This is a genomic window from Aurantiacibacter sp. KMU-128, assembly GCF_056933515.1.
Genome location: NZ_JBXORT010000001.1, coordinates 1,922,454 through 1,936,985 on the forward strand (window position 1 = coordinate 1,922,454; position 14,532 = coordinate 1,936,985).

At 61.8% G+C, this 14,532-nt stretch carries 10 protein-coding genes; 4 read left to right on the plus strand and 6 right to left on the minus strand.

The window, feature by feature from the left end; all coding sequences use genetic code 11:
* Positions 1 to 73: 73 nt before the first annotated feature.
* The 5 genes from ACS0VV_RS09435 to ACS0VV_RS09455 form a co-directional block, all read right to left on the minus strand.
* Entirely contained in the window at positions 74 to 1,105 is a 1,032-nt protein-coding gene (locus ACS0VV_RS09435) for a DUF1176 domain-containing protein (protein WP_483532461.1), read from the minus strand.
* A complete protein-coding gene (locus ACS0VV_RS09440) occupies positions 1,102 to 2,133 on the minus strand; it encodes a DUF1176 domain-containing protein (protein ID WP_483532462.1) in 1,032 nt (343 codons plus the stop codon). Before ACS0VV_RS09440 ends, ACS0VV_RS09435 begins: the two co-directional genes overlap by 4 nt.
* Positions 2,130 to 3,197, minus strand: coding sequence for a DUF1176 domain-containing protein (locus tag ACS0VV_RS09445; protein ID WP_483532463.1), 1,068 nt, complete (start codon positions 3,195 to 3,197; stop codon positions 2,130 to 2,132). Before ACS0VV_RS09445 ends, ACS0VV_RS09440 begins: the two co-directional genes overlap by 4 nt.
* 128 nt (positions 3,198 to 3,325) lie before the next feature.
* Positions 3,326 to 8,230 (minus strand): beta strand repeat-containing protein, encoded by a 4,905-nt coding sequence (locus ACS0VV_RS09450; protein ID WP_483532464.1) that lies wholly within the window; start codon positions 8,228 to 8,230, stop codon positions 3,326 to 3,328.
* Positions 8,231 to 8,335: 105 nt separating this feature from the next.
* Positions 8,336 to 9,028, minus strand: a complete 693-nt coding sequence (locus ACS0VV_RS09455) for a response regulator (RefSeq protein ID WP_483532465.1) — start codon at positions 9,026 to 9,028, stop codon at positions 8,336 to 8,338.
* Between the two features lie 137 nt (positions 9,029 to 9,165).
* Between ACS0VV_RS09455 and ACS0VV_RS09460 the strand changes: the two genes are divergently transcribed.
* The 4 genes from ACS0VV_RS09460 to terL are packed head-to-tail and all read left to right on the plus strand — an operon-like array spanning position 9,166 to position 13,585.
* Positions 9,166 to 10,269 carry a hypothetical protein gene (locus tag ACS0VV_RS09460; RefSeq protein ID WP_483532466.1) on the plus strand — a complete coding sequence of 368 codons (1,104 nt, stop codon included), beginning with the start codon at positions 9,166 to 9,168 and terminating at the stop codon, positions 10,267 to 10,269.
* 59 nt (positions 10,270 to 10,328) lie between these two features.
* Entirely contained in the window at positions 10,329 to 11,633 is a 1,305-nt protein-coding gene (locus ACS0VV_RS09465) for a site-specific DNA-methyltransferase (protein ID WP_483532467.1), read from the plus strand.
* Positions 11,634 to 11,636: 3 nt separating this feature from the next.
* Complete coding sequence (locus ACS0VV_RS09470; protein WP_483532468.1) at positions 11,637 to 12,092, plus strand: DUF5681 domain-containing protein; 456 nt, start codon at positions 11,637 to 11,639, stop codon at positions 12,090 to 12,092.
* Entirely contained in the window at positions 12,089 to 13,585 is a 1,497-nt protein-coding gene (terL, locus tag ACS0VV_RS09475; RefSeq protein WP_483532469.1) for a phage terminase large subunit, read from the plus strand. Before ACS0VV_RS09470 ends, terL begins: the two co-directional genes overlap by 4 nt.
* A 14-nt stretch (positions 13,586 to 13,599) precedes the next feature.
* Here terL and ACS0VV_RS09480 read toward each other — a convergent pair whose 3' ends face one another.
* A complete protein-coding gene (locus tag ACS0VV_RS09480) occupies positions 13,600 to 14,493 on the minus strand; it encodes a GIY-YIG nuclease family protein (protein ID WP_483532470.1) in 894 nt (297 codons plus the stop codon).
* Between the last annotated feature and the right edge of the window lie 39 nt (positions 14,494 to 14,532).

Below are 14,532 nucleotides of genomic sequence, written 5' to 3' on the forward strand. Positions count from 1 at the left end.
TGTTCCCCCGAAAGCAAGTGGCCGGATGATACTGCGCTCCCCACCTGCCACGCACCCCCTTCGTTTGTGGGGGTCAATCAAGGCGCTCTGCAATCCAGACGCGCGGCCAGTCTGCGGGTGGCAATCCGGCGCAGGCGCGCATAACCCGCGTTTCGAGCAGACGGAAGCCGCCAGTCGTCCATTGCCACCGGTGCCAGGTGCCGCAATCGCGCTCCTCACGCTGGAACACGATGGCTTCAAGAATGCCCGTTTGCGGATCGAAGCGGCTGTTTTCCTGATAGCTTGTCCCGCTATCCTCACGGCGCATATATGGGAGCGGAAAGGCGGCGGGGGTGATGCTGCCATCCTCTCCCATTAACAGCCATGCGCGCCCCGGATTGATCCCCGATAGCCCGCAATCAATCGCAGCAATGCGCGTACCATCCGCCATGATGAATACCGCCGCATCATCGTCCCGCCGCGCGACGGCGCTGCCGCAGACCAACTGCTGAAGGGAGTCCGCTTCCTCGCTGCCCACCGCCTCGCCGCGACCCGCCACGGGATGCACCACCGGCGCAGGCGGCGGCATAATCGCGGCGAGCGGCACCAGAATATCCCCGCGCGAATAGACGCCGGTCACCGTGCCGTTGCGGGTCTGGATACGGTCGACATGATCCATCGCGGCGTCCAGTCCGCGTAACGGCACATTGCCCAGCTCTGTTCCCGTAGCGCCGCTTATGCTGGCCGAACGGGCTGCCCGCGCGGCGTGAAAAAACGCTTCGGCATCGCCCGTCGCCAGCACGAATTCGCCCGGTGCTGAGCGGTGAAAACGGAACAGCGTCCGCCGCCGCCGCTCCGGATCACTGGCGGGATCGAACATGGCGAGCCGCAAGGTCAGCGGGCCAGCGACATCCTGTCGCAGGCGCAGGTGGATCGCGGGCGGGTCAGTCCAGTCACCGGTGCGATCAATCCGCAGAACGGGCGGTGCATCATCCAGCAGATCGGCGCTGATCGCGGTGCAGGTGGCGAGATTGTCGCAAGTAACGCTCCAATCCTCGAACACACTGACCGGATCACTGGCGGCAGCAGGCGCTGTGAGCAGCACCAGCGCGGCAAGCGCGCTCATCGCACTATCCAGCCTTGCAATGTGAACGTCTCCGGCCAGGTTTCGGGGCGTATCGCGCGGCAGATCGGCATTCTGGCAGAACTCAACAAAACGAACCCCTCGCCATCCACCCAGCCCCAGCGGGTGCGCACGCCGCAATCGGTGCGGCCTTCGGGATGGTCAAGCAGCGTCAGAATGCCGCCATCGGTGTCAAAGCTGGCCTGCGTCTGCCGCGCGCCGCGCTGGCGTTCGCGCTCCAGTTGCAGCCGCTCAGGCTCGCCCCCGCCGGATGGATACCACAGATAGGCCCGATCACGCCCGCCGCACTGCACCAGCACCAGCAAAGTCGGCACCGTGGTGTGATCGAGTGCGTATCCATGCGCCTCCATCTCGGGCGCGCGACGGCAAGGACGGGTGAGCCGAGCGGGTAGCGGAGGCAATTCAACCTCGTCGCGCGGGAACAGCTCGTAAGCGGGTGCGGCGCTGGTGAAGGCATCTGGCTCCTCACCTGAGCGCGCTTCCCGCGCGGCGGCTTGCACACGGTCCATCGTGCGGAGCAAGGCGCGCAGATCACCCACCGGCATCGCCGCGAATGCACCGAACCCCGAACGCACATAAGCGGGCGCGCGGTCGGCAATCGCCTCTGCCATGGCGACGGATTCCGCCTCGGAGAAATAGTCGAAATTGGGTGGGCTAGTGACGGTGCTATCGACCCGCAACGGATGCACCGGCGCGGTCATCGGCCCGACGCTCAGCGACAGGAGATCGAGCGTATGCGCATCGGGATGCGCTTCGCCCTGTGCGTCTGCGAGGAAGGTGCTGGCGCGCAAAACCGCGCTCGCCTCCGCCCCGCGACGGAAGCGCATTTCCACGCGAGGATAGCCGGGTAAAAGCCCGGGGTCCGGCGCACCAATAATGGTGCAGTCGGCCTCTTCCGTGCAGACGAGCACCCAGTCGCCACTATGCTCCACCACTTGCGCGCGCAGCGGCAGGGCGAGGCAAGCGAACGAACAGGCGAAAGCGGCGGCAAGGATGCGCCAGCGTGTCACTTCATCACCTCCCGCCGCCATGTCACAAGCCAGTCACTCGCCATAATGCCTTGGCAGGCCAAGCTCACCCGCCGCTCGATGGCGACGAACCCGGTTCCGGTCCATCCCCAGATCACTCGCGTGCCGCAATCCTCGTGGTCGGGCCAGGCGTTGCTTTGCGCGTGGAGCACGCCGAAATCGGCGTGGAAAGTGGCGTTGGCAAGCGCAAACCCCGCATCCTCGGCAGCAAAACCGGGCGGACGCTCAAAGCGGATCGGCTCTGCTTCGCCACCGGGCTGGAAAAGGAACCAGCGCGACCAACGATTGCGCCCGTCATCAACCGGGCAGGCGTGCTGCCAAACCTGCGTTCCCCCCGCCATCACAAAAGCCTGCAAGTCGGCCGCGTCAATCCCGCTGCCGCACCAGTCCATCTGCTCTCCCACCACAGGAGGATGGCCGGAAACGATGGCCGCCACGCCTCGTTCTAGCGTCACCGGGCTATCATCGGGCTGCACCATGCGCCGCCATTGCGCAATATCGCTCTGCCGCTGCGCAATCTCCGCCATTGCCTCGGCAAACCCGACGTAAGGTAAGCGGAGTCGCAAGGCCCCTGTTGCCCGGTCATTGCCGGTGAGTGGTGCGCCGCTGAGCAAATGCGTTATCACCGCGTCGCGTTCCGTGGGGCCCAACTCGCTGCGGTTGAATGGCACCGCCACCGGCCAGCCGCGCAGGATATCAATCGCAAGCGGGAACGGCCCCGCCCAGTCGATTTCCTCGCCGCCTTCGCGGATCACTTGCAAATCGGGGATCAGCTCAAGCCGGTCTGCCTGCCCGTCCGGCCCGATCTCGATCCGCATTGCCAGGCTTCGCGTGGTATTCGCGACGACCTGATTGGGGTCGGCCATCCCGGCGTGGCCTAGAAGCGTGCAGCGCGCGGTATTGTCGCATGCCAATTGCCAGTCGCCGATGATGGCGACTTCGAACGCCTGCTCCCCATGGAACACCGCCTGCGCATAGGGAGAAAGCTCCGCAATTGGCTCGGAGTCCAATTCGATCGCTTCCTGCGCGGTGGCAGGCACCGGCATTCCCGCTGACAGCAAAGCAAGGCAGGCCCGGAGTGGGACGCCGCTGTAGCGCCATCCTCCAGACCTGCCTGCCCGCGACCCGATGCAGCCTTTTGCGGGGGACGAAAGGCTGCCCGGACCGATCATCTTCAGAAGGCGAACCCGATGGTTGCCTGCACCATGTGATTGTCGCGGTTGCCGATTTCAGCGCGGTAACCAAGATCCACGGTGATGTTGTTGCGTGTAGTGTAGTTGAGAGACACCCCGCCCACGGCCTGCACTTCGTCGCGTGTGTCGCCTTGCAGCACGATGGCGGCATTGCTGGCGGCGAAGCTGACCGGGATCTCGCGGTCGCCCAGCAGGCCGAGATAGCGCCCGCCCAGATCGAACCCCAAGTCGAGCCGTTCGGGCGATTCTTCGGCGCCCCGATTGCCGTCGAACAGGTTGACCCGGGCAGACAGCGTGGCCTCGCTCTCCAAGGCAGACGTCGTCAGCTCTTCCACAGTCAGGCGTAGCGGGCTGGTGCCGGTTTCGGTGAAGCCGTCCTGCGTTTGCGTGACGTAGGAACCGCGCGCATTGGCGGCGAGCGACCAATTGCCGGTTTCGAGCAGCGGGACGCCGAGTTCGGCAAAGCCACCCCAGATGTCCGAAGACGTGCTGCCTTCCACGCTTGCGGCAAAGCCGTTGAAGCTGACATTGCGCACCGTATCCTGTTCAATCTGGCCATAGAGCAGGCCGCCGCCCAGCGTGACTCCCTCGCCAGTATAGCGCAGGGTCAAGCTGCCGAGCACGCTGTCCTGCTGCCCGCTGCCGCCATTATCGCCCAGTACGATTTCGCCCGAAGCCATCCCGATGCTCGCACCGAAGGTGAGGTCTTCTCCCGCAGCGAGATTGACCCCGGCGCTCACCCCTTGGACATTGTGGTCATAGGCCAGTGTTGCGCCTGCCGCGCTGCGATTGCCCCATGCGCCAAAGCCGCTCGCCCACAACCGGTTGCCGTCGCCGTGACGCTGATCGACCACGCCAAGGCTATCGATGAAGGAAAGTGCGCTATCCGCGCCCGCCAGCGATTGCGCATTAAACGTGCTGGGCCGCGCGGTCAGCACCGAGGGAGCCATGATGCCCGCAGTCGGCTGGTAAATCACCGCCAGCGGCAGCTGCGCGCCCACGGTTTCGACATTGGCGAAGGTGCCGGTCAGCGTGCCCCCCGTTTGCAGGAAGGTGCCGCCCTGCCCCTCGGCCCCGCCGATAGAGACAAAGCGCAATGTGCCGCCATTGATTGTCGCATTGCCGGTCACATCGAGCAGGTCGATATTGCCCGCACCGTCAAATTCGATCTCCAGCACCGAGCCTGTGTTGTGCGTGTAATTGCCCTGCACCGTCAACGTGCCGATACTGTTGCCCGGAGCAACCGTACCGCCACTATTGGTCAGATTGCCGACAATCCGGCCCGTGCCGTCCAGCGTCGCCCCGGCATTCACGGTGACATTGGTGGTCGCCACCGTGTTGATGCGCGTGCGGCCCGCTTGCAGGCTTAGCGCGCCGACGGTGAAATTGTTGGCAAAGGTCAGCTGGCCAGCGCCCAGCTTGTTGAAAGTGCCCGTGCCGGCCAGCCCGTTGCTGAACGTCGCCGCGCCCGCATTGGTGTAGCGCAGGTTCGCGCCGCTCTCGATGGTCACCGTACCCGTGCCGAGCGCAGCATTGCCCGTCACATCCAGAATGCCGCCCTGGATGTTCACTCCGCCGGTATGGGTGTTGGTGCCCGACAGCGAAGTCACGCCCGCCGAGGTCTTGATGATCGAACCCGCCCCGCTGGTGTTGTTGGCATAGGCCACATCACCAAGTGCCAGCGAAGCCCCCGTGCCGATTACCACATTGCCCGTACCCAGCCCGGTGCCGAAGTTCAGGCCGAGTTGGCCGCCGTTGATCGTCGTCCCGCCACTATAGCTGTTGGCGTTGTTGACCACGACCGTACCCGTCCCGTCCTTGATCAGCGCGCCCACGCCGCTGACCACATTGTTCAAGGCAGCGTTGCTCGCCCCGCTATAGTCAAGCGTCAGCGTGGTGTTCGCACCGCTCAGCACAACCCCGCCCGTGCCCAAAGCCGCGGGGCTGTTGACCACGATGCCGCCCTGTTGGATGTCGATGCCACCGGTATGGGTGTTGGTGCCCGTCAGGGTGGCGGTGTTGTTCGCGGTTTTGATAATCTGGCCTGCGCCCGAGACATTATTGGCAAAGCTGACCCCGCCAAGCCCCAGAACGGCGCCCTGCAACACGATCACATCGCCCGTGCCAAGACCCATGCCGTCGTTGAGGCCGATCCGGCCGGAATTGATGATCGTGCCGCCGGTGTAGCTGTTGGCATTGTTGATCACCAGCAAGCCGGAGCCGTCCATCGTCACCGCGCCCGCGCCGCTGATCGGCGTGTTGCTGACTTCCGTGGTGCTGTTGGTGAAGACCAGTTGCGTATCCGCCGCCGTGGTGACCGGGCCGCTGCCCAAAGCTGCCACCGAGCCGACGAGCACCCGCCCGCCAGTAATGTCGACCCCGCCGGTGATGCCGTTGCTAAGCAAGGTCAGATCGCCTGTATCCGATTTGCGCAGGATGCCCGCGCCCGAAATCGTCTGCGCCAGCGTCTGCTGCCCGGCAATCGACAGATCGAGCGCCGCACCCTGCTGCACCGTGATCGCGCCGGTCCCGAGGAAGCTGGTATCCGTCACCCGGATCGCGCCCTGCTGTATATCGGTGCCGCCCGCGTAGGTGTTGGCTCCGGTCATGAATACCGTGCCAGTGCCCGTCTTCACCACACTGCCGTTGCCGACGACATTATTCGAAAGAGTATTGAGAGAAGCCGTCGACAGGTCGAGGACAGAGCCTGATCCGGCCAGCACGATATCGGCCGTGCCGATGTTCTGATCGCCTTCGATCTGGAGCGTTCCGCCGCTGACGAAAACCGTCCCCGTGAGGCTGTTGCTTGCCGCGAGGGTCAGGCGGTCGCTACCCAGTTTTTCAAAGTCGCCTGCACCGGAGAGAATGGCCGCAATCACCGTATCGCCAACCGTGCTATCGACAACAAGCGAGGTGCCGCCGCCGATGCTGACCGTGCCCGAACCGGCAGAGCGTCCATCTTGAAGAACGACGCTTCCGTTCTGGATTTCGAGCACGCCGCTAAAGCCGCTGTTATCGCCGGAAAGCGTAGCGACATTGTTGGCGGTTTTGACTATGTTACCGATGCCGGTAATCGCGTTTGCAAGGTTGATGCCGCCGATGCCGAGCGTAGCACCGCCTTCAACTTGGATCGCACCGGTGCCCAGCGCGTCGCCATTGTTCAGCCCGATCCGCCCCTCCCGAATGATCGTGCCGCCGGTGTAGGTGCTGGTCTGGCTCATCACGACATCGCCGGTTCCCTCTTTGATGAAGCCGCCGCCGCCGGTCATGAAGGGCGTGGTCTGGAGCAGTTGTCCTGCGCCATTGTAATCGAGGATCAGGCTTCCGCCTGCATTGGACAGCACCGGGCCGGTGCCCAGCCGCGCGAAATCGTCCACCCGGATCGCTCCGCTGTTGATCAGCGTACCTCCAGCGTAGGAATTGGTGCCGGTCAGATCGAGGATGCCTCCTCCGGCCTTGACCAGGGCCAGATTGCCGGTGAGATCATTCGCCAGCACTTCATCAGCGGTGTTACCAACCGCCAGAACACCACCCGCTGTGCTCGATGTGACAAAGCCGCTGCCGAGTGAATTGACGCTGGCAACATCCAGAATGCCACCCTGAATATCCAGCCCACCAAGGAAGGTATTCACCCCGCTTAGGCGGCTGTTACCGTTGCCGGTAACAACCACCTGTCCGGCGCCGGTGATATTGTTCGCAAGATTGATTCCGCCGAACTGAACCGTTCCGTCGTTGATGAAACTTGCCAGACCAAGCGCGTCGCTCGTGCCAATGATCGCTGTGTTACCCGATCCGATTATGAAGTCGCCAATAAAGGTGCTGCCGGTACCGCCGAAGGTGTAAGCGGCCCCGCCGGAATTGAGCACGAGTGTGCCCGCACCGCTCAGCACATGATTGAAAGTGCCACTTGTCGGCTGGATCAGGTTCAGCAGCGCACCAGAATCGATAAGCACATTGCTGTTGGCCTGCCCAAGCGCGGCCAGATTGCCGATGTTCGCCGTGCCAGTGTTCAGATTGAACTGCGTCACATCGGCATTGGCACCATTGAGCGTGACGTTACCGGCCGAACCAGCCGCAATCGTCAGTGTTTCGATACCCGCTGTGTTGAAGTCGAAGGTGCCGCTGGCAAAAATTCCCAGCAGATCATTACCGAGCCCGCCGTCGATCAGGATGTTGTTGCCCGTCCCGCCGACGAAATTGCCGTTTTGCTGAATGAAAATCTCGTCATCGCCATCGCGCGTGTTCAGCGCCAGACCATCAGACTGTACCGTCACAAAATTGCGCACGAACACACGCTGCTGGCCGTCACCGCCCTGGATCAGATAGCTGCCGGTCGAAACACTGCCGGTAAGAGTTCCTGCCAGAATGATGTTGTTCGTGCCGCTTGGGCTGGAAAAAACTCTCAGGTTGCCGGGTGCCAGAGTGACCGTACCCAATATGTCGATAGCAAAGTGGGAGCTGTCGCCGTCCACGGTGAACCCCGATCCGGTCGACGAGCCGTTTATCCCGACTAACCCCGACTGCCCCTGAAGATAGACCGTCGAGGCATCGAACGCAGTGCCTGCACGAATCTCGACAATGTTCATGTTGCCGATTGCGAAGATATTGGATCCGCCGTTCACGACGGTGCCCGCGCCGGTCACATTCACTTCCACCTCATTGGCGGAGACACCGACGCCCTGCGAGGTAACTGTGCCCGAGCAGTTGACGATCGTACCATCAACGGTGACGTTCGTGGCTGGCTGGGCATTATTGGTAACACATTGCTGCGCCTGCGCCTCGCCTGTCATCATCAGCGACATCACCGAGGCCGAGACCAGCAGGCCCAGATTGCGAACCAGCTTGTGATTTTTGCGCCCGCCCAGAACGGATCCAACACCAGACATCATATTCCCCTTCATGGATTGTTTCACCCTGCCCCAATCCCACCCGGCGCGGCGGGGCGATATCCCCTCAGAGGAGGGGGGGGGCAGTCGGGGAAGGAGAAGGCCCTAGGGCCGGTCGATGCGGATCAGCTTCGCCTGGATCGCTTCAAACACCGCTTCGCCGCGCGACTTAACCTGCAGCTTGCGGTAAATGCCCTGCACATATTCGGCGACGGTATAGGGCGAGAGATTCATGATCCGCGCCGCTTCCTTGCGGCTGAAACCGCGTGCCAGATATTCCAGCAATTCGCGTTCGCGCGGGGACAGATGCGGCGCATCGGGCGCGGCCTCCTCTGACACCGGCTCATCGCGGACAAGGCTGAGCAAGTGACTTGCCGCGCGCGCACTGATCGGGGTTTCACCCGCCAACGTGGCGCGGACATAGGCAAGGATCATCTCTGCTGAAGTGTCTTTCAAAATATATCCGTCCGCTCCGGCGCGCAGCGTGTTGAGCACGCTCGCCTTGTCCTCGAACACGGTGAACACCAGCACCCGGCAGTCCGGCACCGTAGCGCGGATCGCCTCGATCACCTGAATACCACTTCCGTCGGGCAGACCGAGATCAAGCAGCGCCAGATCGGGCAGCAGCTCGACCAGCGGCAAGCCGCTTGCCAGATCGCCTGCATCGCCCACCACTGCCAGGTCTGGCACCCCGTCCAGCGCGCCGAGCGCGTAATTGCGCAGACGCGCATCGTCCTCGACAATAATGACTCGCGCAGGAGTGGGCTCGCCAGAGCAAGCGGGATCGGTGTCGCTCATAATAGTCGTGGTGCCTTCAGCACGCCGCAATGTCCATCCCGGCACATGCCCGCGACTAACGCGCACTCTAGCACTGCCCTGAACGCAGCTCCGATAACGTCATGTGTGCAAGAAGCCATAGGTTCGCTCTCCGGTTGATGCGGTCCTGTTTCATCGAGCTGTTCATTGACCAGAAAGGAAGCGCGCAGGCATTCCCGCCAGATGAGGGGGTGGGTTCGAAGAACCATCGCGGCGCTGTCATGCTAACTGACACTTGCTTCTGGTCGATGGCGAAACGGGTCACGCGAGAGTTCTCTGCCAACAATCTTTCCGAAAAAAAGGGCAAGTCCCTCTTTCCGGTCCAAGCAGCGCGGGGAGGTGGGGAAGCAATTCCGCTTGGACCAGTGCTTCGGCTAAATGGCGGAGCAGTCGGTCTGCTGCGAACCGCTCTCTGCGCGCATTCCCTGCATAACAGGGATTATACACGGAAAGTGCTCGATATTCGTCGATCACGCTTTCAAACTCTCTGGCAGAATTGGCGCAAAACTGCCATTTTGACTGCACAAATCCCTGACGCTGGATGCAGGAGCCTAACAGGAGCCGAACACGGAATGCCGCTGGCCAAAGCAGACAACCCGTTCCTTGCCACCGTACGGCCCGAGGCTGCCGATAGCCGCTTCGACATTCGCGTCGACGCCCGGATGATCGAGCGCCGTCTTCAGCGATCTGAACCCGCAGCAGACGAGATGCTGCTCGAGGCCGTAGGTTGGTTCGACCCTCCGATCTTGGCGACAGAGATGGAAGAGCTGCTAGCGCGTGAACTCGATGGACGGACAAACCGCGCCGGCAGACCGAGATCGAAAAAAACTTCACTCGATGATATTGCCTCCTGCATTGAGCAGCTCGATCGGGAAGACATTCCGCCACTCTTCAGAGCGATTCTCGTAAAGAGACTGCGCTCGCGCGAACGATTTACGAGCTTCAATCTGGCCAAACCGTGCCACAAGCTATTAAGAGCGCGCAAAAGAGATGGGCTGATTACATTCCTATACCGCGAGTTTCGTTCCCTGATAGGACCGGACACGAAGACTATAAACTACGAACCGTTCGGCGTTCTTGTCGTACCACTGCCTGATTTCGCGCCAGCGCACAGAGCGGCAGAGCTGGTCAGCCTGGTCATGCACGATAGACTGCATCTGGACCCGCCCGCTCGAAGGAGGATCAGGAACATCGCAGCGCAAAATTCGGTGCGTTTTTCGTGATCGCCAATCTTCAAACCCTGCTCTAGCTGGACTGCTCCCTGTTAAAGAGGAGCAAGACAGTGAAGAGTATAAATCGGTTCGAGGTCGAGTATCTCGCGACCTCCGCCCTCACCCCAAATCCGCGCAACCCCAAAGAGCATCCGGACCGGCAGGTGCGGACGCTGGCGAGCGCAATCCGCGAAAGCGGGACGATTTCGCCGATTTTCATCGATACAGAAAGAATGATCCTGGCTGGTCATGGCAGATGGCTTGCAGCAAAGCTCCTGAAAATCGCGGAAGTGCCCACGATCACCGTTTCCTTTAAGACAGAAGCGGCAAAGCGGGCCTTCATCCTGGCCGACAATCGCGTGGCCGAGCTCGGCAGGTGGAATGACACGCTCGTACAGGAGGAGCTCGAGGCGCTCTTTGCGATCGACTTTCCACTTGAGGCTGCCGGCTTCTCAGCAGCTGATCTGGACTTCCAGATCGTAGAGAAGCCGGCACCAGACGACGTCCCGTTGCCTGACCCAGCGACCGATGCTGTCACCCGGGTGGGCGACCTCTGGGTAATAGGCGAGCACCGCGCCATTTGTGGTGACGCAAGGGACGCGCTGGTCTGGGAGCGATTGCTCGAAGGCAGGCTGGCCAGCGTTGCGTTCTGCGATTTACCCTACAACGTACGTGTCGACGGCTTTATCTCGGGGAAGGGTCAGAACCGCCACCGGGAGTTCGCATTCGCGTCAGGCGAGATGAGTACGCCCGAGTTCATCGCATTCATGCGAGCGATATTCAGGAACTGTGTCAGGTTCTCAAAGGACGGCTCGATCCACTACCAGTGCATGGACTGGAGGCATGCTCGCGAGATTCTCGATGCAGCAGACGGGGTCTATACAGAGTTCAAGCAGCTCGTTGTCTGGGACAAGCAGGTGGGTGCGATGGGCACCTTTTACCGTAACCAGCATGAGCTCGTTTTCGTGTTCAAGTCGGGCCGCGCCCGCCACATAAACAATTTCGGGCTGGGGGATAAGGGCCGATATCGAACGAACGTCGTCTCCTATCCCGGCGCCAATGTCTTTCGAAAGGGTCGCGACGAGGACCTCGCTGCCCACGCCACCGTCAAGCCGACTGCGCTTGTCGTCGACTTCCTGCTCGACTGCTCACACCGCGGCGATCTGGTCATCGATGCCTGTCTCGGGTCGGGGACGACCCTGCTGGCGGCCGAGCATACCGGCCGGGTTGGCGCAGGCATTGAGATCGATCCGATCTACGTCGACACCCTGCTAAGGCGCCTGTCGGCAGTCTCGGGCGAGACCCCGATCCTTGCAGGCGACGGCCGCTCTTTCGACGAGGTCGCCGCCGAACGGCTATCCGGGAAGGAGGGCTGAGCAATGTCGGACGACAATGAAGTCGGCTACGGCAAGCCGCCGAAACACAGCCGCTGGCAGAAAGGTCAGTCGGGCAATCCGCGGGGGCGTCCGAAAGGCGCACGCGGTCTCAAGAACGATCTCGACCGCGTCCTACGCAAGGTCCTCACCATCGAGGGCCGCGGCAAGACGCTCAAGGGCACAACCCAGCTGCTTGCACTGGAGATGCTGGCGCGCCGCGCCGCGACCGGTGACGTACGCTCTATCAAAGCGCTGGTCGATCTCGTCCTGACCGTGTTCGGGCCAGGCGACCGCGGCGGCGAACGCGAGCAGCTGTCGGACAGCGACCAGGCCCTCCTCGACACTTTCCTTGCAGATCTCGCTTCAGGAAGTGGCAGCCCCGCGCTTGCGGACGACGAGGAACCCCAGACAAGCGCCCCTTCGACAAATCACGACAATGACGCGGGAGACTTAGCATGAGCCGCCGCATCGACAATCCGCGACTGCTTCTTCGACAGGTACTACGAAGCGATCTGGGCCTATTTGCGCGTAAGGCCTGGCCGGGCGGTGGAATGGAATGGAATTGGCATCACGATGCTATCGTCCATCAGCTCATGCGCGTGCTGAATGGCGAGTGCCGCCGGCTCATCATCAACCTGCACCCGCGAAGCGGCAAGTCGAACCTTGCCAATGTCATTTTTCCGGCCTTCGCAATGGGCAGACGTCCCGATCTGAAGTTCATCGGAGTGAGCTATGCGATGGAGCTGGCTGCAAAGCACGCCCGCGACTGCCGGGCCATTCTCGACGAACCCTGGTATCGCGAGGTGTTCCCCCAAACGATGCTTTCAAGAAGCCGCAGTGCGGCGCATGACTTCGAGACCACAAGGGGCGGCGGCCGCCTGTCCACATCCGTCGGCGGGGCGCTTACCGGTCGCGGGGGCAACATACTTATCCTTGATGACGTGATCAAACCCAGCGAGGTAAACTCGGAACTGGCGCGCGAAAACCTCAACGAATGGTACCGTTCGACGTTTTCATCGCGGCTCGACGACAAGCGCCGGGGCGCGATTATCCTGCTGATGCAGCGCCTCCACCAATTTGACCTCACCGGAATGCTCACGGAGAGGGGTGGCTGGGATATCCTGTCGCTCCCGGCCATCTCGCAAGAAGACCAGTTGGTGCAATTGACCAAGGGACGGCACCGGCTGTTCCGGGCGGGTGAATTGCTCCACGCGGAGCGTGAGCCGCTCGAGGTTCTGGAGCAGCTCAAGGCTGAAATGGGGTCGGCGGCCTATGCGGCCCAGTTCCTGCAGAAGCCATTTCCGGCCGAGGGCAACCTGTTCCGGGCAAGCTGGCTGCGGACCTATGCTAGCAATGCGGATAGTGGCTACGGCCAGATCGTCCAGTCCTGGGATACCGGCATCAAGGTCGGCGAGCGCAACTCGTATTCGGTATGCATAACCGCTCGTGTCCTGCGCAATGACATACAGATCATCGATGTCTGGCGGGGAAGGCTGGAATTTCCCGATCTTGAGCGCCAGGTAACAAACCTTGCGCGTAGTCATCGCGCGAGCGTGCTGTTGATCGAGGACCGTGCATCCGGACAGGAACTGATCCAGAACCTGCGCGCCAAGGCTCCACCCGGCGTTCCCGCACCCATTGCACAGCTGCCTCGAGGCGAGAAGGCCGAACGTGCCGCGGGCATCTCCAGTATGGTCGAGGCTGGACAGGTATATCTTCCCGAAGAGGCGCACTGGCTCAGCGACTTCCTTGCCGAGCTACTGGCATTTCCAAGCTGTCGCTTCGACGACCAGGTCGATGCGTTCACGCAGCTGCTGGGTTGGGTTCGCCAGCGCGCGATGATTCCCGTCATATCGAATGCTGGTCCGGAGGAGATGGATGCATACGGGGTAGCTGACAGCGCAGATGACTTCCTGCTGCCGGATGCAGAGTATGATCCATGGGGCGCCTGACAAATGCCTAGCGGTCAGTTGGCATTCAATCCGGTGGTCCGTGTGTGCAGCCGTGCCTTCCAGCTTGCCTCAAGAGCAACAACCTCGCTTGCCGGCAGGTCAGGCGAGGTTCGCTCAAGGATGCTGAAGACAAGATCGTCCGGCTGGCTGTCCCTCAGTTCCCTGTTGCCGCCATGTCCGCTGCGGGCATAATCCTGCCACCGCCCGAGGATGTTCTCCGCGCCGCTGGCCGATCCGACATAGCCTGCATTGCGGGCCCGGTCGTGAATGAAATACACCCCGCGCCACTGCGCAAGCGCCGTCTTCCACGAGGCTGGCATGCTACCAAGCTCGGCCCATGACAGGACAATGTCGCGCCAGTCGGGAACAGCAACGGTGAAGAGATTGTCGGTGGCGATCGAGGATACTGGAATGGCGCCCCGCCCTCCCCAGCGCCACCACTGCTGATAGGGCGGCGGCCAGGTAACCGAGAGCCTGCCAATCCAGTCATCATGGAAAGGCTTTGGTTGCAGATCAAATGCGAGGCAGTCGGGCATGTCTTCGCGGCGCCCCGTCATTCCCAGTTTTTCGAGCTCGGCATTGCCAGGAAAAGTCCGGTACCCCTCATAATCGAGCACCTCCCAATCGCCGATGGTATAGAAGCCTGCAAATGTGGCCGATGCAGCTTCAAGGCCAATGAACGAAGCGATATGGCTTGCCCGCGCCATTACCTTCTCGAAACTTGCCCACTGGATCCGCTGATACGCCAGCCAGAGATCAGGGCGCTCCATCACCAGCCATGGGAGCACACGCGCCAGATCCTTCTCAACGGGAGCATGGCGGACGATCAGCGTGGTAACGGGATCGTAGCCAGCCAGTTCGAGCAGGCTATTGAGGTCGAGCGACCGGGTTCGATCATGCGCATACACACTATAGTTGATAAATAAGACCGCGGCACATCGCCAATG